The sequence below is a fragment of the Thalassotalea agariperforans genome (assembly GCF_053470345.1).
This window is the reverse complement of record NZ_JBQMWH010000004.1, coordinates 273840-298426: the sequence shown is the minus strand read 5'-3', so window position 1 is coordinate 298426 and position 24587 is coordinate 273840. Positions and strand designations below refer to the sequence as shown.

19 protein-coding genes, 1 tRNA gene and 1 rRNA gene are annotated in these 24587 nt (G+C 38.2%); 15 read left to right on the top strand and 6 right to left on the bottom strand.

What is annotated here, in order from left to right; all coding sequences use genetic code 11:
• Position 1 precedes the first annotated feature (1 nt).
• Positions 2 to 116: ribosomal RNA gene (rrf, locus tag ACSLUO_RS08570) — 5S ribosomal RNA — on the top strand.
• A 45-nt stretch (positions 117 to 161) separates the two neighbouring features.
• Positions 162 to 246: transfer RNA gene (locus tag ACSLUO_RS08565), tRNA-Tyr, on the top strand.
• A 153-nt stretch (positions 247 to 399) separates the two neighbouring features.
• Here the strand turns inward: ACSLUO_RS08565 and ubiK are convergent.
• Positions 400 to 657 carry a ubiquinone biosynthesis accessory factor UbiK gene (ubiK, locus tag ACSLUO_RS08560; RefSeq protein WP_448247940.1) on the bottom strand — a complete coding sequence of 86 codons (258 nt, stop codon included), beginning with the start codon at positions 655 to 657 and terminating at the stop codon, positions 400 to 402.
• 138 nt (positions 658 to 795) lie between these two features.
• On the opposite strand from ubiK, the gene rep reads away from it, so the two are divergent.
• The 7 genes from rep (at position 796) to ACSLUO_RS08525 (ending at position 8255) form a co-directional block, all read left to right on the top strand.
• Positions 796 to 2814 (top strand): DNA helicase Rep, encoded by a 2019-nt coding sequence (gene rep, locus ACSLUO_RS08555; protein WP_448247938.1) that lies wholly within the window; start codon positions 796 to 798, stop codon positions 2812 to 2814.
• Between the two features lie 49 nt (positions 2815 to 2863).
• Complete coding sequence (locus tag ACSLUO_RS08550) at positions 2864 to 3148, top strand: DUF2956 domain-containing protein (RefSeq protein WP_448247936.1); 285 nt, start codon at positions 2864 to 2866, stop codon at positions 3146 to 3148.
• Between the two features lie 206 nt (positions 3149 to 3354).
• Positions 3355 to 5295 carry a DUF2339 domain-containing protein gene (locus ACSLUO_RS08545; RefSeq protein ID WP_448247934.1) on the top strand — a complete coding sequence of 647 codons (1941 nt, stop codon included), beginning with the start codon at positions 3355 to 3357 and terminating at the stop codon, positions 5293 to 5295.
• Positions 5250 to 6263, top strand: a complete 1014-nt coding sequence (locus ACSLUO_RS08540) for a hypothetical protein (RefSeq protein ID WP_448247932.1) — start codon at positions 5250 to 5252, stop codon at positions 6261 to 6263. Before ACSLUO_RS08545 ends, ACSLUO_RS08540 begins: the two co-directional genes overlap by 46 nt.
• A complete protein-coding gene (locus tag ACSLUO_RS08535; protein WP_448247930.1) occupies positions 6260 to 6955 on the top strand; it encodes a penicillin-insensitive murein endopeptidase in 696 nt (231 codons plus the stop codon). The genes ACSLUO_RS08540 and ACSLUO_RS08535 overlap by 4 nt, the downstream gene beginning before the upstream one ends.
• Before the next feature lie 101 nt (positions 6956 to 7056).
• On the top strand, positions 7057 to 7197 hold the full coding sequence (locus ACSLUO_RS08530) for a hypothetical protein (RefSeq protein ID WP_448247928.1): 141 nt from the start codon (positions 7057 to 7059) through the stop codon (positions 7195 to 7197).
• A 95-nt stretch (positions 7198 to 7292) separates the two neighbouring features.
• A complete protein-coding gene (locus ACSLUO_RS08525) occupies positions 7293 to 8255 on the top strand; it encodes a phosphotransferase (RefSeq protein ID WP_448247926.1) in 963 nt (320 codons plus the stop codon).
• Positions 8256 to 8264: 9 nt separating this feature from the next.
• Here ACSLUO_RS08525 and ACSLUO_RS08520 read toward each other — a convergent pair whose 3' ends face one another.
• Positions 8265 to 8900, bottom strand: coding sequence for a TetR family transcriptional regulator (locus tag ACSLUO_RS08520; RefSeq protein WP_448247924.1), 636 nt, complete (start codon positions 8898 to 8900; stop codon positions 8265 to 8267).
• A gap of 314 nt (positions 8901 to 9214) precedes the next feature.
• On the opposite strand from ACSLUO_RS08520, the gene ACSLUO_RS08515 reads away from it, so the two are divergent.
• The 3 genes from ACSLUO_RS08515 to ACSLUO_RS08505 are packed head-to-tail and all read left to right on the top strand — an operon-like array spanning position 9215 to position 14901.
• Complete coding sequence (locus tag ACSLUO_RS08515; protein ID WP_448247922.1) at positions 9215 to 10348, top strand: efflux RND transporter periplasmic adaptor subunit; 1134 nt, start codon at positions 9215 to 9217, stop codon at positions 10346 to 10348.
• Between the two features lie 3 nt (positions 10349 to 10351).
• Entirely contained in the window at positions 10352 to 13483 is a 3132-nt protein-coding gene (locus ACSLUO_RS08510) for an efflux RND transporter permease subunit (RefSeq protein ID WP_448247920.1), read from the top strand.
• On the top strand, positions 13480 to 14901 hold the full coding sequence (locus ACSLUO_RS08505) for an efflux transporter outer membrane subunit (protein ID WP_448247918.1): 1422 nt from the start codon (positions 13480 to 13482) through the stop codon (positions 14899 to 14901). Before ACSLUO_RS08510 ends, ACSLUO_RS08505 begins: the two co-directional genes overlap by 4 nt.
• A 95-nt stretch (positions 14902 to 14996) precedes the next feature.
• Here the strand turns inward: ACSLUO_RS08505 and ACSLUO_RS08500 are convergent, their stop codons facing one another.
• Positions 14997 to 18068: a TonB-dependent receptor gene (locus ACSLUO_RS08500; protein WP_448247916.1), complete on the bottom strand. Its 3072-nt coding sequence runs from the start codon at positions 18066 to 18068 to the stop codon at positions 14997 to 14999.
• 539 nt (positions 18069 to 18607) lie between these two features.
• The gene (locus tag ACSLUO_RS08495; RefSeq protein WP_448247914.1) at positions 18608 to 19804 is read right to left on the bottom strand and encodes a BaiN/RdsA family NAD(P)/FAD-dependent oxidoreductase; all 1197 of its coding nucleotides are present in this window, start codon (positions 19802 to 19804) and stop codon (positions 18608 to 18610) included.
• A 210-nt stretch (positions 19805 to 20014) separates the two neighbouring features.
• Between ACSLUO_RS08495 and ACSLUO_RS08490 the strand changes: the two genes are divergently transcribed.
• The 3 genes from ACSLUO_RS08490 (at position 20015) to ACSLUO_RS08480 (ending at position 23287) form a co-directional block, all read left to right on the top strand.
• The gene (locus tag ACSLUO_RS08490) at positions 20015 to 20566 is read left to right on the top strand and encodes a DUF2937 family protein (RefSeq protein WP_448247912.1); all 552 of its coding nucleotides are present in this window, start codon (positions 20015 to 20017) and stop codon (positions 20564 to 20566) included.
• Positions 20567 to 20955: 389 nt separating this feature from the next.
• A complete protein-coding gene (locus ACSLUO_RS08485) occupies positions 20956 to 22467 on the top strand; it encodes a hypothetical protein (protein ID WP_448247910.1) in 1512 nt (503 codons plus the stop codon).
• A 103-nt stretch (positions 22468 to 22570) separates the two neighbouring features.
• Positions 22571 to 23287, top strand: coding sequence for a response regulator transcription factor (locus ACSLUO_RS08480; protein ID WP_448247908.1), 717 nt, complete (start codon positions 22571 to 22573; stop codon positions 23285 to 23287).
• A 74-nt stretch (positions 23288 to 23361) separates the two neighbouring features.
• Here the strand turns inward: ACSLUO_RS08480 and ftnA are convergent, their stop codons facing one another.
• Complete coding sequence (gene ftnA / locus ACSLUO_RS08475; protein ID WP_448247906.1) at positions 23362 to 23886, bottom strand: non-heme ferritin; 525 nt, start codon at positions 23884 to 23886, stop codon at positions 23362 to 23364.
• 205 nt (positions 23887 to 24091) lie between these two features.
• Positions 24092 to 24565 (bottom strand): peroxiredoxin, encoded by a 474-nt coding sequence (locus ACSLUO_RS08470; protein WP_448247904.1) that lies wholly within the window; start codon positions 24563 to 24565, stop codon positions 24092 to 24094.
• Between the last annotated feature and the right edge of the window lie 22 nt (positions 24566 to 24587).

The following is a 24587-nucleotide window of genomic DNA, read 5'->3' as shown; positions in this document are numbered from 1 at the left end:
GTCTAGCGACAATAGCATTGTGGTACCACCTGATCCCATGCCGAACTCAGAAGTGAAACGCAATTGCGCCGATGGTAGTGTGGGAGTTCCCATGTGAGAGTAGGACATCGCTAGACTTCTATTAAAAAGCCCAGCTCAAGTAGCTGGGCTTTACCCTGTTTGGAGGGGTTCCCGAGTGGCCAAAGGGATCAGACTGTAAATCTGACGGCTCCGCCTTCGGTGGTTCGAATCCACCTCCCTCCACCATCATTAAAAAGCCTGCTGTTTAGCAGGCTTTTTTGTTTCTGTAATCCAGAATTCAAGTTTATACGTAATGGTATAATAATTTATTAAAAATAAAAAAGCCGGTAATGTTAACTACCGGCTTAGATACTCTTTCGAAAATAAATTTATAACAAGCTATTCGCTGCTTTGCGCTAATTTACTTTCTAGTTCCGAGAGTTTTGTTTCTAATTGCGTTAATTGAGCTCGGGTTTTTAACAATACTTGAGTTTGCACATCAAACTCTTCACGGGTAACAACATCAAGTTGTGATAATTTATTTTGTAGTACTGTTTTTGTTTTTTCTTCAAAGTCATTCGCTAAGTTTTTTAAACCAGGTGGAATAGCCTCAGTTACTTGTTTTGCGATGTCTTCAATTTTTTTTGCATTTATCATGACGGTTCTCATTCGTAGTTCATTATGACTATTGTAAACACATTTACTGATTATATAAGTGATTATTTTAAGCTAACAGTATTGCCATGGCATAAAAACAGGTAAAATTGTTCTTTTGATTAATACCTAGTTATTTCCATGAAGTTAAACCCTCGCCAAGATGAAGCTAAAAAATATGTTACCGGTCCTTGTTTAGTACTTGCTGGTGCGGGTAGTGGTAAAACCGGTGTTATATGTCAGAAAATAGCTTACCTGATCCAAAAGTGCGGTTATAAGGCGCGTAATATTGCAGCCGTTACCTTTACGAATAAAGCTGCTCGTGAAATGAAAGAGCGGGTCAGCAAGATGCTAGGTCGAGATTTAACCCGTGGCTTAACCGTTTCTACTTTCCATTCTCTTGGCTTAGAAATTATCCGAAAAGAAATTAAAACCTTAGGCTATAAACCAGGTTTTACCTTATTTGATGATCAAGATACCTTATCGCTATTAAAAGAGCTGACCATTGAAGAGTTAGATGGTGATAAAGATTTATTATCTAAATGTCAGAATATGATTTCGCATTGGAAAAATGAATTAATGTTACCTGATGTCGCTGTTAAAACGTCGACAGATTCTGATACGGCACAATATGCAGAGTTTTATGCTCGCTATCAGCAACACATGAAAGCTTATAACGCCCTAGATTTTGATGATTTAATTTTAATCCCAACGTTGATGATGAAAAACTATCCGGAAGTGAGAGAGCGTTGGCAGACCAAAATTCAATATATGCTGGTTGATGAATATCAAGATACCAATGCTAGCCAGTATGAATTAGTAAAACAGATCACGGGTAAAGAAGGCTTATTAACTGTGGTTGGTGATGACGATCAATCAATCTATTCATGGCGTGGCGCTAAGCCTCAAAATCTTGTGTTATTAGGTAAAGACTACCCTAATCTTAAGTTGATTAAGTTAGAGCAAAATTATCGCTCTAGTGGCCGAATTCTCCAATGCGCTAATATTCTTATTGCTAATAATCCACATGATTATGAAAAAGCCTTATTTAGTGAGTTAGCCTATGGTCCTGAACTGAAAGTTATCGCGACCAAAAACGAAGAAAACGAGGTTGAGCGTTTAATTGGTGAACTTATTGGTCATCGTTTTATGAATCGCACTCAGTACCGTGATTATGCGGTATTGTATCGTGGTAATCATCAATCACGTTTGCTTGAAAAAGCCTTAATGACTAACCGTATTCCATACAAAATAAGTGGCGGTACCTCATTTTTCTCAAGATCAGAAATTAAAGACGTTATGGCGTATTTAAGGCTGTTAGTTAACCCAGATGATGATAATGCCTTCATTCGTGTTGTTAACGTGCCACGACGCGAAATAGGGCCTGCTACGTTAGAGAAACTTGGTAGTTATGCCAATATGCGACAGATCAGTATGTTTGCTGCCAGTTTTGAATTAGGACTTGAGCAACATTTAACAGGGCGTGGTTTAACCCACGTACAAAAATTTACCCGTTGGTTAGTTGAAACTGGTGATAGTGCGGCAAGAGGTGATACTCCTGCGGTATTACGTGGCATGATCCGCGCGATGAACTATGAAGATTGGTTATATGATTCATCACCGAGCGCAAAAGCGGCGGAAATGCGGATGAAAAATGTCACGGAACTGTTTAGTTGGGTAACCCAAATGTTAGAAGGCAGTGAAACCGACGAGCCAATGACGTTACCCGAAGTAGTTACGCGCTTAACTTTACGTGACATGATGGAGCGTAACGAAGAAGAAGAAAATACCGATCAAGTTCAATTGATGACTTTACATGCTTCAAAAGGTTTGGAGTTTCCGTTTGTTTTTCTTATTGGCATGGAAGAAGGGTTATTACCGCATCAAACGAGTATTGATGAAGGCAATGTTGAAGAAGAACGCCGGCTTGCTTATGTGGGGATCACCCGTGCGCAAAGAGAGCTTATTTTCACTTATGCTAAAGAACGCCGTCAATTTGGTGAAGTAGCGCGGACAGAGCCAAGTCGATTTTTACATGAATTGCCGCAACAAGATCTGATTTGGGAAAAAGCGCCAAGCGCAGCTTCAAAAGAGCAGATTCAAGAAAAAGGTAAAATGGGCGTTGCAAGTTTACGCGCTATGTTGAATAAAGGTAAATAGGCCAAATATGATACAGACTAAAGTCTCGAAAGAAGTACAAGAACAAGCAATGAAAGTAGCTAAAGCAACACAAAAACCTGGTCAAACAAAAGAGCAAACTAAATTAATTGCTCAAGGTATTGAAAAGGGTATTGCGGAATATAAAAAACAACAAAGTAGAAAAAACCGTGAACGGGATAAAGCCAAGAAGCAAGCACAAAAAGTTCAAGAGCAGGAAATTAAGCCTAAAGTAGAAACACCAATAACTACAGAACCTAAAATCAGATATTTGCCGTGGGGGCTCTTAATAATGAGTTGGTTGGGGTTTGTGGTTTATATAACAATGATGACTTAGGCGTGCTATATCAATAAATTAAGCTTGTTGATGCTCAAATTTTCCTTGTACTAAGAAAAACCATCTGACTAGAATAGGGGAAATATCAAAAATATATGTATTTTATATTGTTAGCTAATTTATTATCCCGTGTTTAGGTTAAATAGTTAATCGAACAAAAATGAAATATATCAGCCGGATTTTATGTCGGTGATTTACAGGATGTAATGATGAACAACGAAGTTCAAGCGCTAAAAGCAGAATTGATTTTACTCAAGTCACAATTCAGTGAACGAGTTGAGGCGGTTGAGCAGCGTTTAAATATCTTATTAGCAAAAGAATTAGCCCAGCAACAAGTAGAAAACACTTCCTCAGAGTCAGAACCGACTGAATCGAAAACGGCTAGCCGACAAGTAAAAACTCCTGAACAATCTAAGCTAGAAGATAAGCAAGTAAATTTTTCAGCTGAGCGGTCTAGTGTTCAATGGCAATTAGCTGAACAGGACGAAGTTCCGCACAAAGATCCTAGTCCAACCTTTATTTATCTGTTTTTTAAGACCTTATTAAGCGCATTATTTGATTGGTTATCGCCATTAATAACCGTTTATCACTCATATAAAGAGCGTGGCATGTTAGGTATTTTTAGCTTAACACTGGTTGGTATTGCTTTAACTCTTGCTGGCTTTGGCTATTTAATGCAGCTGTTAATTGATCAACTTGGGGTAGGCCTTAAAGTTTTATTGATGTGCATTGCCGCTGTGTCGGTTATCGGTTTGGGAATTATAATAAAATTAAAAACGCGCTTTAGTGAATTTTCAACGGCTATTGTTACTCTAGGTGTTTTGTTGTCATACAGCACTGTGTATTTTTCCGGTAGTGTTTATGGTCTTTTACCGAATATGGCCATGCTGTTGTTATATTTAGTTGTTGCGCTAACTTGTCATGGCTTAGCGTTGTGGTTAGACACCAAAATAGTAGCGGGTTTGGGTGTTATAGGTATTGCTACTATGCCGATTTTATCAAACACCTTACAATTAGCGCCTTTTTATTATTTATTATCGTTAGCGTTTATTACTGCCAGTAGCTTAATCTTGGCTTATCGACATACTGGTCGTTGGCTAGCACAGTTGAGTTTGGCGTTTACTTTTGTTGCCCTTGAATGGATCCTAAGCGTTGAACATGTCCAAATTTCTGCTTGGCTGGTAGATGTTTTCTATTTGTTATTTTTTGCTTATGTTGTGGTGGCGTTATTTCAAAATAAAGACTCAAGCAAAAGTTTATTAATATTTTTATCGGCTTTAGTTGGCGCGACTATTTTATTATTTTTTCAAGCCAGTGATGTGCTCTCGTCTAGCGTAAGTATTTGGTTTTCATTGAATGCCTTGCTAGCCATAGCAGTGAGTTATGTATTTTATAAAGTGCGTCACCAACAAAGCCATTTTCTCATTCTACTGGCGGCAATATGGTCGGTGTTAGCTGTGATCAGTGCCATCAGTGATGCTTATTGGGGCATTGCTTGGGCAATTGAAGGTTTGCTGTTGTTATTTATTGGCCGCCAATACTTGTTACCGCCAGTGGTAAATCAAGGGCAAGTGTTAGTTGCCATTGCGTTATTATATTCATGGTCAGCCTTATCGTTATACTTCCCTTTGCCTGCGTTAAAGTCGCTTGATGGCTGGCTGTTATCGTTAGTAATTGTTGGAGTTATTGCGGTTTGGCAACGAATGATTAATAGCTCTGCTGTATTTAATCAGTTGACTTTAACCCGAATAAAGCCTGTTTTACAATTGCTGGAAGTTACTTGGTTAACCATTTTGTGCTTGGCTAGTGCTCAGCTCTGGTTAGGGGAATGGACCGGGGCTGTGTTCATTTTGGTACAACTAGCGGTATTATTTCGAGCGCGTTATTACCAACAAATAAGCATCGAAATATTGGCTGCTAGTTTGATCTTAGTACCTTTGTTTTACGTTTATAATGGTGCCATGCTCGTTGGTAGTTTTCGTTTCACTGAGTTACCGTTATTTGCTCAATTATCACTGCTGTCAGCTTTTGTCCAATTATGGCTGTGGTCAGCTTTTTATCGTCAATATTATCCCAACAGTTCAGTAAAAAAGTGGCTGAAGTGGCACGTATACTGTTTTATTTATTGCTACCGGTTTGCTGGCTAGGCTCGGTAATACGTCGATTGGAAGAAGATGCTGTATTGCTGTTATGGCTGTCGCCGTTAGTCGCCTTAATTTTATCGTTAGTGATCAAACACCGTTATTTGTTACTTGAAACAAAAATTTTAACCGGCCTAGCTAGTTTAAGCTTGATCAGCTTGATTGCCTTTTTAACCCCGTTAAACAGTGTGATTGCATTATGTGGCTTTATCCTCTTCTATGGTGTGGCTTTTTATCAGCATAAACTATTAAGCCAAGCTTTAGCTGAGCCGCCTGATAGTAATGAGGAACATTCGCCTGAGGTATTTACGACTTTAAAAAATAGCTTGTATCAATTTATTTGTAGCTGGGGGTTAATCACTTTAGGCATTGCATTACCTGTTACTATGGGTGTCTATACCAGCAGCTTTTTTGTAGGCCTTATGTTTGCCGCCGTATATTGGGTAATACTGTTTAAATTATTACCGGTTTCTGCTCATGTGAGACGCAATGAAAGGACGGTAACGCTGAGTAACTTTTTACTGATTCTTAGTGCTTGGTTTTTAATTCAGCAGGATGTTTATTTTGCCTTGTTACCTGGATTATTTATTGTGGCATGTTTATATCAAAAACAGACCACGTTTAAAGACCGAATGTTAGGCAAACGTTTAGGTTTAAATAGTGATTTGTTTTTACATTCTATTGCCGCGATAACTTATGTTTTATTCTGTTTAGCGGTTAAACAATACCCTTGTGACTTATTAATTGCCCCCTTGCTTGCGGTACATGGTGCGACTATTTTATTTGTTAAAGATCGCCGCTTAACCACTGTAAAGTATAGTTTTTTCTTAATGTTGTTAGGTATTGTTAAATTAGCCTTTTTTGATGCAGCCAATGCGTTACTTTGGCAAAAAGTGATTTTATTTATGGGGATCGGTGTTTTTATTTTAGCGGCCTCATTTTGGTATCAAAAATTAGTGAGTAAAACGGAATGAAATTATTAATACTAATTTTTGTTTGTTTACTGGTGAACGTGCCTAAGGTGATTGCACAGGAAAGTGTTTGTTACGGTACTACTTTAAAAGGCTATTTAGTTAACGGTGTTGAGCTGCCAAGTTCAGGCGAAAACTTTGTTAGTTATAGTTTTATTGCTCGATTGGCGGGGCGTACTTATGTTCATTCAACAGTAAATAATATTATTGTTGACGCCTACCAAAAGCTGGCGATTGAACAGCCAAGTAAAATATATAAATATGCTGAAACCGGCTTGGAAGAGGGCGGGCAATTTAAACCTCACAAATCGCATCGTAATGGCTTGTCGGTTGACTTTATGACACCAGTCATTGATGAAACTGGTGCTTCAGTGCATTTGCCGACCCATCCTTTTAATCGTTTTGGTTACGATATTGAATTTGACAATACTCATCAATTTGACGGTTATCATATTGATTTTGAGGCAATTGCTGCACACTTAGTGGCGCTCCACCAAGCGGCAATAAGCCACGGTGTTGATTTAGGTATTATTACTTTTGATCCAAAATTACAACCGGAATTATATAAAACACATTATGCTGATTATTTAACAAAACACCTCAAGTTTTCAACAAAGCCGTCTTGGGTGCGTCATGATGAACATTATCATGTTGATTTTGCTGTGCCTTGCCAAGCCTATGATAAAAAGCCGTAAATAACTAAGCTGTTCTGCGTTATTATGTGTTATTTGTTAGGGTCTGTTGATCTTTGTTGATATTTTCAGCAATAGGCTATTTTAAGTGATAGCAAAGCAGAATGAACGTTGTTTGCTTATTCCAAATGCGTGAATTCCAAATGAGTGAAATTCTAATGCAGCTAGCGCAAAAAATAGCCATTGCCCTGTGGGCTGAGGCTAAAATCGTTTTACTGGGCGTTAAAAATTATTGGTTTAGATGACTAAACGACATAATTTCAGCCTTAATTAAAACGATTTTATCTCTCAGCTGAATTATTAAACAAAGATAAACAGACCCTAATTAATCAGGTTGGCTATGACGTTAGAAACTCAATTAAAATCCTTACTCAACGACCCTTCCATTGTTTGCCAAGAACAGCTTCAGTCGTTGTGGAGTGGTTATGGTCAGATTGTCCGCTGTCAAAGTATGGCAAAACAGCAAAGTTATATTGTTAAAGAGATAATTCCGAAAGCTGCAGGTACTCACCCTAGAGGTTGGAATACGGCAACCAGTCATCAGCGAAAATTGCAGTCATATCAAGTTGAGGCGAATTTTTATCAGGGTTATGCGGGTTTAGTGGATCAGCATAACAAAATTCCTAAGCTAATCGCGTGTTGTCAAACTAACGATGTTAATGTGCTGGTGTTGGAAGATCTTGATGCTGCCGGCTACTACATCCGTAAAGATGCAGCTTCGTGGCATGACTTAACTATTGCTATACGTTGGTTAGCCTATTTTCATGCACGATTTATGGGATGCGAGGCAACAGAGCTTTGGCCGATAGGCTGTTATTGGCATTTGGCAACACGACAAGATGAATTATCAGCCATGCCAGCAAGTGAGTATAAGCGTTATGCCCAACAACTTGATGATAAATTAAATAATGCCACCTTTAAAACGCTAGTGCATGGTGATGCTAAATTTGAGAACTTATGTTTTCATCACAATGGCAAAACAGTTGCTGCGGTAGATTTTCAGTATGTGGGGGCGGGAAGTGGTGTTAAAGACTTAGCGTATCTTGTTGGTAGTTGTTTATCGCAAGAGCAACTTATTGAGTTTGATCCGTTAATTTTGCCGGAATATTTAAATCATTTACAACAAGCATTAGCACATTACCAAGTGGCGGTTGATTTTAACGCTCTTAAAGCCGAAAGCTATCAACTTTACCCGATCGCTTGGGCCGATTTTTATCGGTTTTTACTTGGCTGGAATCCTCAAAGCTGGAAAATTTGTCAGTTTATGAAAGCCAAAGCAGCGTTAGGGCTGAGTTTACTTTAGCTTCTTAACTTACTTCAGTCGTAAACTTGGGCTGTGTTGTAACAGGTGCATATAATTATCTACTAAAGGTTCAACCATGTTATCTAAGTCAAAACTTTCAGGCAAAAATAACCAGTTGTTGATCAAACCTGCAAAATAAGCGTGTTTTACCACTGCAGCTTGATGAACATCTAGGTCTTTTGGTAATTGTCCTTTATTAATGGCATTTTGTAAGCTGCGTTGAATGCGGTTGGTGCATTCGATAAAAGATGTAATTTGTTTTTGTTCTAATTCTTCCGCTTGACCATTTTGTTCAAATTTATGAAATAAAATAGAAAATACCCGTCTTTTACTTTCATTTTGAGTAAGGTCTCGAAGGAATAAAATAGAAAAGTCACGCAGTTTACCTAAAGGGTCTGGTTCATTAATATCAGCGCATTGTTCTGCTAATGTTTCTAAGGGTAAGCGCACACGTTTAACCATAGCTTCAAATAAATCGACTTTATTTTTAAAGTGCCAGTAGATAGCACCACGCGTCATACCAACATGTTTAGCAACATCCATCAATGTTGTTTGTGAATAACCTTTATTATAAAAAACGACTTCAGCGGCTTCTAATAATTGGTTACGTGTTGCTATTGTTTCTTCTTTTGTCTTTCTAACCATGTTTTTCCCCAAAAATTACGGGCTTTTCATATTTTCAATATTTCGTTATGAATTGATTCGCATTGATCGCTTCGAGCAATTTCGAGAGTGAGGTGGCGATTGTAGCGGTTAATTGTAACAAAATACTAATAAATTAAATCAAATGAATTAATCAGTTGAAATTGTACTCAAATACATTCTAAAATACAAAACATTCATGAATGTATGTTTAATCGTTGTTCATAATTCAGACATCAAAAATTCAATTAATTGAGCGTCGGCTTGATTAATATTTTGCCATTTTAAAGACAAGTACTAATTTATTAGAGGTTTATATGAAACTAAATATCAGCTCGATATTGCTGACGACAGGGCTCGCTATTTCGATATCGGCATGTCAACCAAGTAATGCTGAAAAGCAAGCGCCTATGGCTAGACCTGCGCAACAGGTTGATGTAGTTACATTAACCGAACAAGACGTGGCTTTGACTGAAATTTTGCCAGCTCGAGCGGTTGCCTCAAAAGTTGCGGAAGTACGTCCACAAGTAACGGGTATTATTTTAAAGCGAAATTTTGTGGAAGGTGGTCAAGTAGTTGCAGGGCAAACCTTATACCAAATTGATGATGCCATTTATCAAGCGAATTTAGCATCAAGTAAAGCTCAACTTGCACAAACACAAGCAAATTTAACTACGGCAGCAGCAGAATTAAAACGCTATCAAGCGTTAATTAAAGATAAGGCGGTTAGCCAACAAGTTTTAGATCAAGCCCAAGCGCAATTTGATGCTTATAAAGCAGCGGAAGCGATGGGAAAAGCTGCCGTTCATAAAGCAGAAGTTGATTTATCTTATACCAAAGTATTAGCACCGATTTCTGGGCAAATTAGTAAATCAAACATTACTGAAGGGGCATACGTATCAGCAGGTCAAGCAAATAGCTTAGCAACAATCACTCAACTTGATCCGATTTATTTTGACATGAAGCAAGCGAGTGTTGAAATTAACACGCTTGAACAACGCATTGCTGCTGGTGAATTATCGCCATTACCCCCTAAGGCTGAACTTGAATTAGCTCATCAGACACTATCGGGAGAATTATTATTTCATGAAGTACAAGTTAATCCAGCAACAGATACGGTAACGTTAAGAGCTCAGTTTAATAACGCTTCAAAGCAACTAATGCCAGGCATGTTTGCTCGCATTAAATTAACTCAAGTGAAACGTGAAAATTCTATTTTAGTACCACAAAAAACGGTTCAGTTTAACCGTCAGGGTGAAGCGAAAGTTTTTGTTTTAGGCGCAGATAATAAAGTTGAAGAACGAATTATTACCATTGGACGCTCAATTGGTAGCGATTGGTTGGTGTTGTCAGGTTTACAAGCTGGCATGCAAGTGATCACAACAGGGCTGCAAAAAATAGCGCCTGGCGTGGTTGTTTCACCAATTCAAGCTAATTTGTCGGCGGAGTAAATCATGGCAAAAACATTTATTGATCGCCCAATTTTAGCTTGGGTAATTGCAATTATGATAATGCTTGCCGGTTTGCTGTCGTTATTTCAATTACCTATCGCCCAATATCCAGATGTAGCACCACCAGCGGTAACGATCTCTGCTAGTTATCCTGGAGCATCAAGTGAAGTAGTGCAAGATACGGTTGTGCAAGTTATTGAACAAAGCCTAACCGGTATTGATAATGTTCAGTATATTAGCGCCAGTTCTGATTCTACCGGTAATGCGAGTATTACCTTAACCTTCACTGCTGGTACAAATCCTGATACAGCACAAGTACAAGTGCAAAATAAACTGCAAACGGCAATGCCATTGTTACCGCAAACAGTACAGCAAAATGGTATTAAGGTTACTAAGTCAACCTCTGGCTTTTTAATGGTGATCGGGTTTTATTCTAATGACGGTAAAATGAACCGTAATGATATTTCTGATTTTATTGCGGCGAATATTCAAGATCAGATTAGCCGAGTTAACGGTGTTGGCCAAGTACGCTTTTTTGGTTCTCAATATGCGATGCGTATTTGGCTAAATCCTGAAAAATTAACCCAATATGCTTTAACGGCACAAGATATTACTAGCGCTATCACCAGTCAAAATGCACAAATTGCGGCGGGTGAGTTAGGTGGTGCACCGGCAGTGAAAGGGCAGCAAATAAATGCCAGTATTATTGTTGAAACGGGTTTAAAAACACCAGAAGAGTTTGGCAATATTTTGGTTAAAGTGGCTGAAGATGGCTCAACGATTTTACTAAAAGATATCGCCCGTGTTGAATTAGGTGGTGAAAGTTATCAGCTATTAACCGAATATAAAAACCAAAAAGCCGCTGGATTAGGGATTAGTTTAGCATCAGGTTCTAATGCCTTAGATACGGCTGAAGCAATTCGAGCGCGTATGGATGAGTTGTCGGAACTTGTGCCTGATGGTATTAGTGTCGTTTATCCTTACGATACTACGCCATTTGTTCGTTTGTCGATCACTGGAGTGGTACAAACGCTGATAGAAGCCATCATTCTTGTTTTCTTGGTGATGTACCTATTTTTACAAAATTTCCGCGCAACCTTGATCCCTACCATTGCAGTACCTGTGGTGCTATGTGGTACTTTTGCCATTTTATGGATGTTCGGTTACTCAATAAATACCTTAACTATGTTTGGTATGGTACTGGCGATCGGGTTGCTGGTGGATGATGCTATTGTTGTGGTTGAAAACGTTGAGCGGGTCATGCATGAAGAAGGCTTATCACCTAAAGAAGCTACCCGTAAATCAATGAAACAAATTACTAGCGCCTTGATTGGTATTGCCTTGGTATTATCAGCTGTATTTGTTCCTATGGCCTTTTTTGGAGGTTCTACTGGGGTTATTTATCGTCAGTTTTCCATCACTATTGTTTCGTCAATGGCCTTATCTGTTGTGGTCGCGTTAATTTTAACACCGGCGCTATGTGCCACTATGTTAAAACCGGTTGAGCATACGAAAAAACCACAACGAGGATTTTTTGCTTGGTTTAATCGCCGTATCGATAATTCAACTCAGCGTTACCAATCAAGTTTAGCTAAAATTTTAGCGAAAACGGGTCGTTATATGATCATTTATGGTTTGTTGATAGGCGGATTAATTTTCCTTTTTAGTCGCTTGCCAACCTCATTTTTACCTGATGAAGATACCGGTATTATGTTCACGCAAATGGTATTGCCACAAGGTGCGAGCCAAGAACGCTCAGCTGAAATTATGAACTCGGTGGAAAAGTTTTACTTAGAAGATGAAGCGGAAAATGTGGAATCTGTATTTTCTGTGATCGGTTTTAGCTTTAGTGGTAGCGGGCAAAATGCTGGCTTAATGTTTGTGAAATTAAAAGATTGGGATGAAAGAACTCGCCCGGATCAACATGTACAAGCGGTTGCTGGCCGTGCCATGGCGCATTTCTCTCAATTAAAAGAAGCATTTGTGTTTGCATTTGTGCCACCAGCTATTCGTGAATTAGGGAATGCTTCGGGCTTTGATTTTCAATTGCAGGACTTATCAGGTTTAGGACACGAGGCGTTATTAGCAGCTCGTAATCAAGTGCTTGGTATGGCAGCACAAGATCCACGTTTAATGGGCGTGCGTCCAAATGGCCAAGAAGATACGGCACAATTTAAAATTGATATTGACCAACAAAAAGCGATGGCGTTAGGTGTTGCCTTAACAGATATTAACCAAACGTTTACTACCGCTTGGGCTTCTAAATACGTTAATGATTTTGTCGATAACGGCCGAGTTAAACGTGTTTACGTACAAGCTGATGCACCATATCGCATGATGCCTGAAGACTTAAAGTATTGGCGAGTACGCAATAATAAAGGGGAAATGATCCCATTTACCGCCTTTAGTAGCGCCCGTTGGATCTACGGCCCTGCGAAATTAGAGCGATACAACGGCGCATCATCAATGCAAATATTAGGACAAGCAGCTCCAGGCTATAGTACTGGTGATGCTATGCAAGCGATGACCGAAATAGCGTCTCAATTACCTAAAGGTATAGGTTTTGAATGGTCAGGTATGTCATTACAAGAAAAACAATCAGGTGCACAAGCGCCAATGCTTTATGCTTTGTCTATTTTGATTGTGTTTTTATGTTTAGCGGCTTTGTATGAAAGTTGGAGTGTACCTTTTTCTGTCATGATGGTTGTACCGTTAGGTGTGCTAGGTGCATTGTCATTTGCTTTAGCACGAGGTTTATCAAACGATGTTTATTTCCAAGTTGGCTTATTAACGACAATAGGGTTAGCCGCTAAAAATGCCATATTGATTGTTGAATTTGCCCGTTCATTATATGAAGAAAGCAAAGGTAAATTGACCTTAGTTGCTGCCACAATAGAAGCTGCGCGTTTACGTTTACGTCCAATTATTATGACCTCGTTAGCCTTTATGCTAGGGGTAACACCATTGGTATTAAGTTCAGGTGCGGGTTCAGGCAGTCAAAATGCTATTGGTACGGGTGTATTTGGCGGTATGTTATCGGCAACAGTTTTAGCTATTTTCTTTGTACCAGTATTTTTTGTGGTGGTGATGAGATTAGCCCAAAGGTTAAACAACAAGTCAGGTGAAAGTTTATGATGTTATGTAAGTATTTAACAACAGCAGCTAGCGCGGTGATGTTATCGGCTTGTTCGCTGGCGCCTGATTACCAACAACCTGAGTTAAATGTGTTCGAGCAAAGTGTAGCTGCCAGCCAAGAGCATATAGCTGCGCTTGATTGGCAAAGCTTCTATCAAGATGAGCAACTTAAATTGTTGATCAGCATTGCACTAGACAATAATAAGTCATTAGCAATTGGTGACTTGCAGCTGCAGCAACTACAAGCGAAATATCAAATCACTCGTAGTGAAAGTTGGCCTGATATCAGTGTTAACGCTGGTGTGCAAAGACAAAAAAATTCGCTTAACCAAAGTAGCGCTTTAATGCCTGAATATAGTACTAGTCATAATGTTAACATTGGCTTTACTGCTTACGAGTTAGACTTTTTTGATCGTGTAGGCAATTTACAAGCGAGTGCTTTAGCGGAATATAAAGCGAGTGAATTTGCCCAGCAAACATTAGCGCAAACATTAGCCGCACAGGTTGCAAGTGTGTATTTTAGCTATCAAGCTAATCTTTATAAGTTAGGTTTACAGCATGACTTATTGACTAGCGCTAAAAACAAAACACGTGTTGCTAAATTGCAATTTCAGCAAGGTTTACTTGATGAAAGTGAATATCGCCAAGCAGTTAATGCTGAGCAAAGTATTAATATTCAGTTGAGCCAATTAAATAATATTCACCGCAATTATTTAACTGAGTTACAACAACTTATTGGCTATGATGAAAATATTGTACTGGATAAATTAACGGCAAATTTTAACCCTAAGCAATTAAATGCTTTACCTGCGCAGCTACCGGCGTCAATTTTATTAAATCGTCCTGATTTAGCACAAGCTGAGCAAAATATTGTTGCCGCGAATGCTAACTTAGGTGTGGCACGAGCTGCGTTTTATCCAAGTATTAGCTTAACCTCTAATTTGGGTTTTGCGAGTCAGTCGTTATCTGATTTATTTAAATCAAACTCACAAACATGGGCGTTTTCACCGCAATTAAATTTACCTGTTTTTAATTTTGGTCGTTTAAATGCACAAGAGCAAATTGCAGAGCTACAACAAACCGTTGCAGTGAAGCAGTATCAAGCTGCTGTTGAAAACGCATTTACTGAATTCAATCGCCAGTTAAATAACCAGCAAATGTTGTTACAGCAACGCCAGTTACAAGAGCATGTGGTTGAGAATAAAGCCCGTCAGTTAGCATTAAGCCAATTACGTCAGCAGCAAGGTTTAGAGGAACCAACGGTATTTGAAGAGAATCAGCAAGCGTTGCTGAGCGCTCAGCAAGTATTAGCGGATTTACAAGCTGCTTATTTACAGAGTCAGGTTGCTTTATTTAAAGTTGTTGGTGGCAATTACGAAGAAAAAAGTGATGTGCTAGCACGACATTTAATAAAATAACGGTACAAATTGTATATAAATAACCCCAGTAGATGCTGGGGTTATTATGAGTACGATTTAGTGTTTTTATGCAATTAATGCATTCTTTTCACCCATTAAAATTTATAAGTAGCGCCAATACTCATTCTTCTGTCTGGAAGCCCAACAAAACATAAAAGTGCATTATCATTTACACAATATTGGTTAATGCGTTCTTCGGTTAAGTTAACGGCTTCAATACCGACATTTAAATGTTCGTTAACATCATAGCTAACGCTGGCATTAAGTTGGCCTCTATCTGCGGTATAAACAGGGAAACTTAACGTACTACTACCACTGGTGTTAGCGCCGCCAGCAAAGTCTTGAGTTTTGAACGCTTCACGCCATGTGTAACGTAAGCGAGCAGATAAACCATATTTTTCGTAGTAAACCGTTGCGTTATAGGCATTTTCAGACAAATCAAGTAAACCACGCTCGGCACAGATATTTGCGCCTAGTACTTGCTCACCACGCCCTGAAGTACAGTCTTCAACAGAGCCACCAGAGTAATCTTGGATGGTATAGTTAGCAATAAGACCAAACCCTGATGCCCAGCCTAAGTCATCTTCGAAACTTGAAAGGTCATATTGAAAAGCAAATTCAAAACCCGATTGTGTGGTTTTTTCTGGATCATTACCTGGTGTAGAAAAATCAACACAAAGGCCTTTTGTTGAGGAGTCTCCAAAAACATTTGGTATAACTTCTGGGTTCCATAAACCGCCGCCTGGACATGTAGGATCTGTTTCACGTGCTAAGCCACCAGCAGTACTACTAGAACTCACTAATAAAGCGCCTTCAAAATCAACCCCAAAAATATTAGTACGTTCTTTGTTGAAGTAACCAATACTCGCAATGGCTGCTTCAGCAAAATACCATTCTAATGAAATATCAAATGATGTTACTTCTTCAGGCTCTAAACCTGGATTACCCAGCTGAATAGCATCATTTTCACTAGTACCAAATGAAAAGCCTGTACTTAGATCATTGAAGTCAGGACGGCGAATATCTGAACCGTAACCTAGGCGAAGGATCATATCATCAGCCACATCGGCTACTACATTTAAACGCGGTAATAAAAAGTCATAACTACCACTTGTTGTTTCTAATTTTCTCTCTGCACCGCCAACGGAAGGAGCATATCCTGTTGAATCAATATCTGTTTCTATGTAACGAACACCGAAATTACCGCGTATCATTTCCCATTCAAAGTTCGCTTGCACATATAAGGCATGAGTTTGTTCTTCTACATTGTAGTAAGCATTTTCGTCAGCTTTAAGGTTTAAAATATCAGGACTAGAAGGGTCATGTGCAATAACAGCGTCTTGTAATGCTTTGATTGTTGCATCACGGTCTGCAAAAGACTTATCTGGATCTAATAAAAGAAAATCAGCAATGAATAAATCTCTGCCATCAGCATCACCGTAGTTATTAGGGCCTTTAGTAAGTAAGTCTTCAAAAAGTGTTGCATTCGGACTATCTTTCATAAAGCCAAATCCGCCAATATTATCTTCAATATCATTGAATTCACTTGAAGACTTATTAAAGCGGTAACCAGCATCAACAGATGTAACGATACCATCATCTAAAAAGTAAGTTGTATCAACACGGAAACCATCTTCTTTATTCTCGGTGGTATTTCTACCAACAGTTACTTGGTCTAATACATAATTAGCTGGATTAGTTAAATCTGCTGAAGATGGTGCTACGGCTGAATTAGGGTCAATACCGAAAGCTAATGAACCACCTCTTAAGTCATACATAAATGGTGTTGCATTATCATTGTAGATATAGCTTTGTGCAGCGACACCACCAGTTACACTATCGGCAGCTTCTTGAATTGTAGTAATTCCTCCCATTAGTGGAACTCGATCGTATCGCTCATAGCCATCACCCTCATCATTTAATCCTCTAACTTCTACAACCAATGGTGCGTTCGGATTGATAAAGTTTAATGTTGTGCTTAAGTTAGGGTTAGAGGTTTTAGCGCTTGACGATGACACTTCTGCACTAACAAATAAGTTTTCTCCCTGCCACTCGCCACCAAATACAAAGACATTGGTATCTGTTACGCGAGCACCAGTATCGCTAGAAGTTCGGAAGTTACCATCACTTGGATCTGTGCTGCCGTCAAAAACAGGATCAAGATTACCAACAAGTGCCGCTTGTCGAGTTCCTATATTAGTGCCACCTACAGAACCATAATCGATTGTTTCGAATGCTGAAGGGATAGATAGGTTTCTCAGGTTAGAGACACCAGATGCTTGCAATCTATATGAATCTCGGCTGCGTTCTTGTTCGTTAATGATCGCATCGAAATGAAACTTCATATCATCGTTTGGTGCCCACTCTAATGTTGTTGCAAGGTTAGTAGTTTCATAATCATCATTTTCTTGTTCTTGTACAAAAAACTGAATCCCCTGAAATTCTTGTCCACCCACGCTAACTAAATTATCGCGATCAACACGTGGTCTGAATGAAACCGCTTCTTGTTCAGTGTAACTACCACTAATAACAAAACCAATTTTACCGCCTGAGTCTAGTTCCCAATTATCGCCATAAGAACCAGAAATTCTCGGGCTCATACCTTCTGTACTTAGGTTACTTTCTTCACCTTGAACACGTACAGCAGCTAAGGTTTCTGATAATTGTAGCGGGCGAATAGTGCGTAAATTTACTGTACCACCAACAGAGCCTTCAGTTGTTTTAGCTTCTGGTGATTTAGTGACTTCAACAGCAGATATTATCGACGCGTTAACATCTTCAAAACTGATGCCATTACGACCATCTCCTGCGCCAACAGTAGAAACACCATTAATTTCAACACGGTTAGCATTGGTACCACGAATTTGTACACCAGTACCTATACCAGCAGTACGAGTAATTTGTACCCCTGTAATATTTTCTAGTACTTCTGCTAAATTTTGGTCAGGTAATTTACCAATATCGTGCGCTTGAATCACTTCAACTAAATTGGTTGTGTTACGTTTTTCGGCTAATGCACTGGTAAGAGAGCTGCGAATACCGGTTACTTCAATAACTTCAATCGCTTGTTTGGCTGCTTTGGCTTCTTGTGCCTGAACAGAGGCTGTCATATTCAAAGCAGTTGCTGAAAGCACTGCTAAGGATATTTTAGATAATTTAAGACTCATGATTTTCCCCTAGTTTACTTATTATGGTTTGACAAAACTCGACAGCTTACTCATGAAAAAACATTCATTTAAATAAATATTGGTTATTAAATATTATGTTGAGAATATCGTGATAACACATTACTGCTCTTACCAATATGACGTTGATGTTAAAATCTACAAAAACATAATTTTTATTTTAATATCAGCGTGTTAGTATCTTTCATTTAACTTATGAATATTTCTTAATAAAGCTGTTAATTTAATGAAAAGTACAACAATTATTTTCATTTGCTCTTTATGTATAGCAATGAATTTGAAAACCTGCTTAAAATTATAAAAATTTTTTAAGATAAAAATTAAATATTGGTAATGTGATTTGGGTAACTAATTGGTGGGTTTTAATCGTGTTAAAATGACTGACCAAAAATGAAGGGCTCATTGCACTTTTTAGTGTGTTGCTTGATAAGGTAATTACTGTTCAGGTTTTAAGATAGAAGCTGAACAGTAACTATGTTTATATGATAAAGTATTAGGCGTAAATCTTTTTTGAATGCCGATTAAACCGCCAAGCCACACGCCATGCCTGAGCTCCACGCGAACTGAAAATTAAAGCCGCCGAGCCAACCGGTTACGTCGATGGTTTCGCCAATAAAATATAACCCCGGAACTTTTTTAGCTTCAAAGGTTTTTGAACTTAGTTCATCAGTATCTACGCCCCCTAAAGTAACCTCAGCTGTTCGATAGCCCTCAGTACCGTTTGGTTTTATTTGCCAATGGTGAAGATATTGGGCGAGGTTGTCGATTTCCGCATGGGTTAGCTGGTTAATGGCTTTTTCTGGAAGTACTTGTTCAGTCACCATTACGTCAACTAAGCGTTTTGGCAAGAGACTACTTAAACAATTTTTTAGCGCTTTTTGAGGGCTTTCTGCTCGCCAAGTTGTTATTTGTTCAGGTATTGGGTTTTCTGGTAGTAGGTTAATACTTACATACTGGCCAGCTTGCCAGTATGATGATATTTGCAAAATGGCAGGGCCAGATAAACCACGGTGAGTAAATAAAATATTTTCACGAAAACTAATACCGTTTTCTGATGATACTAAACAATCAACACTAATACCGGAAAGGCCATCAAAACGTTGTTTATCGTGTTCGTGTAAAGTAAAAGGTACCAGTGCGGCACAGGTGGGTAATACGTTTAAACCGAACTGTTCAGCAATTTTATAACCTATTGGGCTGGCACCAAGTTTTGGCATTGTTAAGCCGCCAGCAGCTACTACTAAAGCTTCGCATTCGTAGGTTTCTGAAGTTGTTGTTACTTTAAAGCCTACTGGCGTTTTTTCAACATTGATAACTTCACTGCGTAAATGTATATCAACACCAGCCCAGTCGCATTCGGTTAATAATATATCAACAATGTCTTGTGCGCTGTTATCGCAAAATAACTGTCCTAAGGTTTTATGGTGATAAGCTAAGCCATGGCGATCTACTAGATCGATAAAATCTTGTGCGCTGTAACGACTCAGTGCTGATTTTACAAAGTGTGGGTTTTGACACAGGTAGTTTTCAGGGCTGGCATTTTGATTAGTAAAGTTACAGCGGCCACCACCACTAATAAGAATTTTACGGCCGGGCTTTTTTCCCATATCAACAAGGATCACTTGTTTGCCACGATAGCCGGCTTGAGCGGCACACATTAAACCGGCAGCGCCTGCGCCAATCACAATTACATCGGTACTTATTATCTTCGTTGTCATGCTTGAAGTATTTGCCTAACCAAAAATTTCGCCAATATTAGCAAATTTTTTATCACTATACTCTTAACACTTGAGTGCTGTGTAAAACTTGCATGATTTAATGGATATTACATGATGATTATTTGAAGTGAGTAAAGTTTTACTTTATTTATAAGGTTGCTAAGCGTAGATTTTACTTAGGGTGAGTTAACCGAGGATACTGTTAAAAGAATGATTTTTTTTCATAAGCTTTTTGAATATATCAAATTAGTGATTTTTGTCGGCGCTATTTTAGTGGGTATTCAGGTGCCAGGTTTTGTTGATCAATATGGTAAAAATTTAGCGGCGCGTGTTTCTGAATCTCAACACAGTATTGCGGTTTTTCAAGCCGATGCCGATAAATACTTTGCCGGTGATCTCAATCGGCTACTTAAACATTATCAGCAGCAGGTTGATCCAGTAATTATTGCTGGTGGCGCAAGTATTGGCAGCTTAGTTGAACGAAATATCCAGTTAACACAGGCGTTACAGGCATTTAATCAGTCTATTTATAGTCCTTATCAGCAAGTGTTTTTACAACCTATTCAAGAGATCAGAGCCGAAGTTTGGCAAAACTATAGCTACACAGTGGTTTTAAATGGCACATCAATTGTTATTGGTATTTTAGTTGCTGTACTGTTGCTGGCGTTATTTGAAATGTCACTATTTAGTTGTGCCGTGGTGTGTAAAAAATGCCTGAATTTAAAGCATAAAAAACCGACCCCAAAAACTCTTCATCAATAATAGCGCTAACTGCATACTGTCAGCAGGCTAATGTGAGTATTTACATTAACCTGCTAACAAATGTCATTACTTATCTTCTATTTACTGCAAACCATTCCTTATAACAAAACTTAAGCTTCTGTTTGTTATCCGAACAACTTAATGGCTTAGGCAATGCGATAACATTTGTTAACAACAGACAACAATAAATAACAAAAGTTAAGTTTATGATTATGCCGAATATTTCATTTTAACGCGGTTTAAGAAAAGTAAAGAAGTGTAAACTTTTCACTATTTGGCGAACTTAATCTTATGTTCTGCCGTCTACCTGCTGTGATTAATGTTAGGGCCCATAACTAAGTTACTTTAATTTTTTCGAAAATCCGCATTATTTTTATAAGGTTTTATCCATGTATTTAACAAATCATTTAAGTGTGTTTAGCAAGTTTTGGCGAAAGCCTACCGCAATGGCGTTGCTGTCGGTGGTGTTTTTGGCAAGCTGCGATTCTTCAAGCGATGAAGATGATACTACCGGGGCATTGCGATTTTATAATTTATCGTCTAATTCACCAGCAATTTTTTTAACCATTGATGAAGACTTATCTGAAGATGATGATGATACTTTTGAAAATACTTATAGCGGTGTTAATTTCACCCAACTGAGTGCAAGCACCAGTATCAATACAGGTAATTATTTTTATGAAATTGCTTTTCAAGATGAAGACAGTAAATACCGTGAAGATTTAAATATTATTCTTGAAGGTGATGTCAGTATTGAAAAAGAAGCAACAAAATTAATGGTTTTAACCGGTGACATTAATGCCCCAGCCATAGTTACTTACAGTATTCCTGTGATTGATGACGACAACGATGATGAAGACGATTTGTTTAATTTACGTGTGTTGAATATGCACCCAAGTACAGATGTTGCCAGTATTTATTTGTCGAAAGACGATGAAACCTTTAATGAAGCTCAATTAATAGGGGAGTTTACTAACCAAGAGCTTTCCGACAATCAAAAATTTGAACAAGACAGCTATATTTTTTATTTAGCTGATCCGGTTACACAAGAAGTTGTTTATCAGTCAGATGAAATCAGTTTTTTGTATGCCTCTCAATATATTATGGTGATCAGAGAAAATACGGCAACGGGTGATTCGCCTTATACCTTAGATAAAATTTCAAACTCTGCGATTGTTGAATATATTGATGTTGATTCGGCCAGTAAAATTCGTGCTTACAACGCTATTGAAAGCCATGATCTTATTCCTGAATACCAAGGAAATATCGAGCTAACGTTAAATTCAGTAGATAGTTCAGTTACCACTAACAGCTTTGCATTTGGTGAGTTTAGTGAAACTTTAGTGCAAGAAAATGGTGATTACAGTATTAACATTGTGATGCCAGAAAGTGAGCAAGCATTGATCACGAATCACTTATTAACCCTGCCTGACAATTCAGATAAAACCGTTTTCTTTTATTTAACAGAAACCAATGTTGATGATGATGGCGATGGTGATTTTGATGAAAACAATGACGGTATTATTGATGAAGTAGAAGTGTCAGTTAATTCCTTAGTCATTGAAAACAGTAATGATGCGAGTATTTATGATCATAAAGTTACGCTGATCAACTTAATTAACACCGATGATTTCGACTTTGTTCGTTTCTATTTTGTCAGAAGCAATGAAATGATCTCAACAACGCCTTACAAACATTTAGTTTCGTATGCGCAACCTAGCACAGTTACTTTGTTAAATAATACCTATAAAGTGTATGTGGTAGCTGAAGATAACAGCAGTGAAATTATTTTACATTCGTTTGAATTGATACTGGATGAAGCATCCAATGCGCAGTATTTAATTCTACAAGATGATGACAGCACAGCGTCAGGTTATCGTATTAGCTTGGCAGATCAATAAACAAACCATGAGCTAAGCTGTGTTGTCTAGCTTTACGAGTTTGGTAACAACACAGTGTTAGCTCTACATTTTACTTTTGTTGTGTGATAAGTGATGTGATCTGATGAATAAGCGTATTTTAATTTTTATTGAACAAAATCGAGAGCAAGGGCAGGTTGCTCGGTATTTCACGGATAAGGATTATCAACTGACTTTTTGTTATTCCATGAGCGAACTAACGCAAAAACTAAGCACTCGTCATTTTGATTTAGTGTTAGTGAATTTAACAAAGCCAGCGAGTTATTTACTTGAAGTGGTACATCATATACGCAACAAAAGTACCTGTGTTTTATGGTTATGTACCGATAAATTACCGGAAAACACCTTAATCACATTACTTAAAGCAGGCGCAGATAATTGTTTAACCCAACGGCGTTTTAACCATGAATTGCTGGCGCGAATTGAAGTGTTTTTTCGGCGTAAGCTTTATGAACAAGGTAGTACGGAAAAACAAGTATTAACTGTGTCAGAATTATCGTTATGTTTGGTTACCCGAGCATTAACCTTTAATGGTGAGCAGGTCACAATCACAGGTATTGAGTTTGAGTTACTACAGTTATTAATGTCGAACTCAGGTTGTGTGGTATCACGTGACGCTATTGCGGAAAACATTTTTAATCGCAGCATTTTGTATTGCAGCAAAAGTGTCAATATGCATATTTCTAATATTAGGAAAAAGCTTGCGGCTTTGTCAGACCGCCAGTTATTAGCCGATGGCAGTTATATAAAAACCGTACGTGGCAATGGTTATGTGTTTGTACCGGCAACAACGGCGATTTAATTTAGAGTGAATTTTTACTATAAAAAAGGCTTCATGAAGAAGCCTTTAAATAAGTAGCGTATAACCGTGTAAAATTAATTACTTGTCATAATACTACCGCTAGTGCCTGATTTAGCCATTTCAGCTAAGTCTTTATCAACAAAAAATAGTGCGTGACCATCGTGGCCAACCAAGCTAATTTTGTCTAATACACTTTTGAATAATGTTTCTTCTTCGTGTTGCTCAGCTACATACCACTGTAAGAAATTAAACGTTGAATAATCTTGGTTACTGAAGGCTTCGTGTGCTAAGGCATTAATACGCTCAGTAATTAAACATTCGTGCTCATAGGTTTTTTCAAATACGTCAGCAAGCGAGGCAAAATCATGTGGTGGTGCATCAATAGCACCTAAAATAGGTAAGGCACCAGTTTCACTAACATAAGTGAATAAACGGGTCATATGATCCATTTCTTCAGCGGCATGTTTACGCATGAATGCCGCGGCGCCTTCAAAGCCTTTTTCTTCACACCATGCACTCATTTGTAGGTATAAATTAGATGAATAAAATTCTAAATTAATTTGGGTGTTGAGTTTTTCAACCATGGCTGCTTTTAACATGAGACTCTCTCGTTGGCGTTGGAATTAATTAAACAATGTGAATTGTGCCTGTTTCTGGCCAAACTAACAAGTGTTGATTAAAGAAAAATACCAATAAAAACAGTTAGTTATAATGATAATGGTTTTCATTTCTTTTACAACTAATGTTTGTGATTGTATTCATTATTTAGCGTTCGAGATAATATTTACCTCGAACGCTAGCTAACTATAAGTTTGCTAACACATTTTCAGCTGTACTGGCGGTAAACTCTTTTGGTTTTTCAACAAATAAGCCGGTTACTACACCATCATCAATGATCATGGCATAACGTTGTGAGCGTAACCCACCAAAAGCGCCGGTTGCCATTTCTAAACCTAATTTTTGGGTATAGCTGCCATCACCATCCGCTAACATGGTAATATTTTCGGCATTTTGCGCTTCGCCCCATGCTGACATAACAAAAGCATCGTTAACCGATAAACAAATAATTTGGTCAACACCTTTCGCTTTAAATTCATCGGCTTTAACAACAAAACCAGGTAAGTGTGATTCTGAACACGTTGGGGTGAATGCACCAGGTACGGCAAATAAAACTACTTTTTTATCTGAAAAAAGAGTGAGTGTATTGTACGTAGTTGTTTCTCCATTTTTGCGTTCTTGTAATTCGCCTTCTGGCATTGGCTGGTTTACTTGGATCATGTTAATTCCTGAAAAATATTAA

What these genes read in the sequence shown, in the direction of transcription:
- ACSLUO_RS08550 (WP_448247936.1), top strand. Translation starts at nt 2,864, where the DNA reads ATGAAAGTAGCTAAAGCAACACAAAAACCTGGTCAAACAAAAGAGCAA.
- ACSLUO_RS08520 (WP_448247924.1), bottom strand. Translation starts at nt 8,900, where the DNA reads ATGGTTAGAAAGACAAAAGAAGAAACAATAGCAACACGTAACCAATTA.
- ftnA (WP_448247906.1), bottom strand. Translation starts at nt 23,886, where the DNA reads ATGTTAAAAGCAGCCATGGTTGAAAAACTCAACACCCAAATTAATTTA.
- ACSLUO_RS08515 (WP_448247922.1), top strand. Translation starts at nt 9,215, where the DNA reads ATGAAACTAAATATCAGCTCGATATTGCTGACGACAGGGCTCGCTATT.
- ACSLUO_RS08495 (WP_448247914.1), bottom strand. Translation starts at nt 19,804, where the DNA reads ATGACAACGAAGATAATAAGTACCGATGTAATTGTGATTGGCGCAGGC.
- ACSLUO_RS08500 (WP_448247916.1), bottom strand. Translation starts at nt 18,068, where the DNA reads ATGAGTCTTAAATTATCTAAAATATCCTTAGCAGTGCTTTCAGCAACT.
- ACSLUO_RS08490 (WP_448247912.1), top strand. Translation starts at nt 20,015, where the DNA reads ATGATTTTTTTTCATAAGCTTTTTGAATATATCAAATTAGTGATTTTT.
- ACSLUO_RS08480 (WP_448247908.1), top strand. Translation starts at nt 22,571, where the DNA reads ATGAATAAGCGTATTTTAATTTTTATTGAACAAAATCGAGAGCAAGGG.
- ACSLUO_RS08510 (WP_448247920.1), top strand. Translation starts at nt 10,352, where the DNA reads ATGGCAAAAACATTTATTGATCGCCCAATTTTAGCTTGGGTAATTGCA.
- ubiK (WP_448247940.1), bottom strand. Translation starts at nt 657, where the DNA reads ATGATAAATGCAAAAAAAATTGAAGACATCGCAAAACAAGTAACTGAG.
- ACSLUO_RS08470 (WP_448247904.1), bottom strand. Translation starts at nt 24,565, where the DNA reads ATGATCCAAGTAAACCAGCCAATGCCAGAAGGCGAATTACAAGAACGC.
- ACSLUO_RS08505 (WP_448247918.1), top strand. Translation starts at nt 13,480, where the DNA reads ATGATGTTATGTAAGTATTTAACAACAGCAGCTAGCGCGGTGATGTTA.
- ACSLUO_RS08485 (WP_448247910.1), top strand. Translation starts at nt 20,956, where the DNA reads ATGTATTTAACAAATCATTTAAGTGTGTTTAGCAAGTTTTGGCGAAAG.
- ACSLUO_RS08530 (WP_448247928.1), top strand. Translation starts at nt 7,057, where the DNA reads ATGAACGTTGTTTGCTTATTCCAAATGCGTGAATTCCAAATGAGTGAA.
- ACSLUO_RS08545 (WP_448247934.1), top strand. Translation starts at nt 3,355, where the DNA reads ATGATGAACAACGAAGTTCAAGCGCTAAAAGCAGAATTGATTTTACTC.
- rep (WP_448247938.1), top strand. Translation starts at nt 796, where the DNA reads ATGAAGTTAAACCCTCGCCAAGATGAAGCTAAAAAATATGTTACCGGT.
- ACSLUO_RS08525 (WP_448247926.1), top strand. Translation starts at nt 7,293, where the DNA reads ATGACGTTAGAAACTCAATTAAAATCCTTACTCAACGACCCTTCCATT.
- ACSLUO_RS08535 (WP_448247930.1), top strand. Translation starts at nt 6,260, where the DNA reads ATGAAATTATTAATACTAATTTTTGTTTGTTTACTGGTGAACGTGCCT.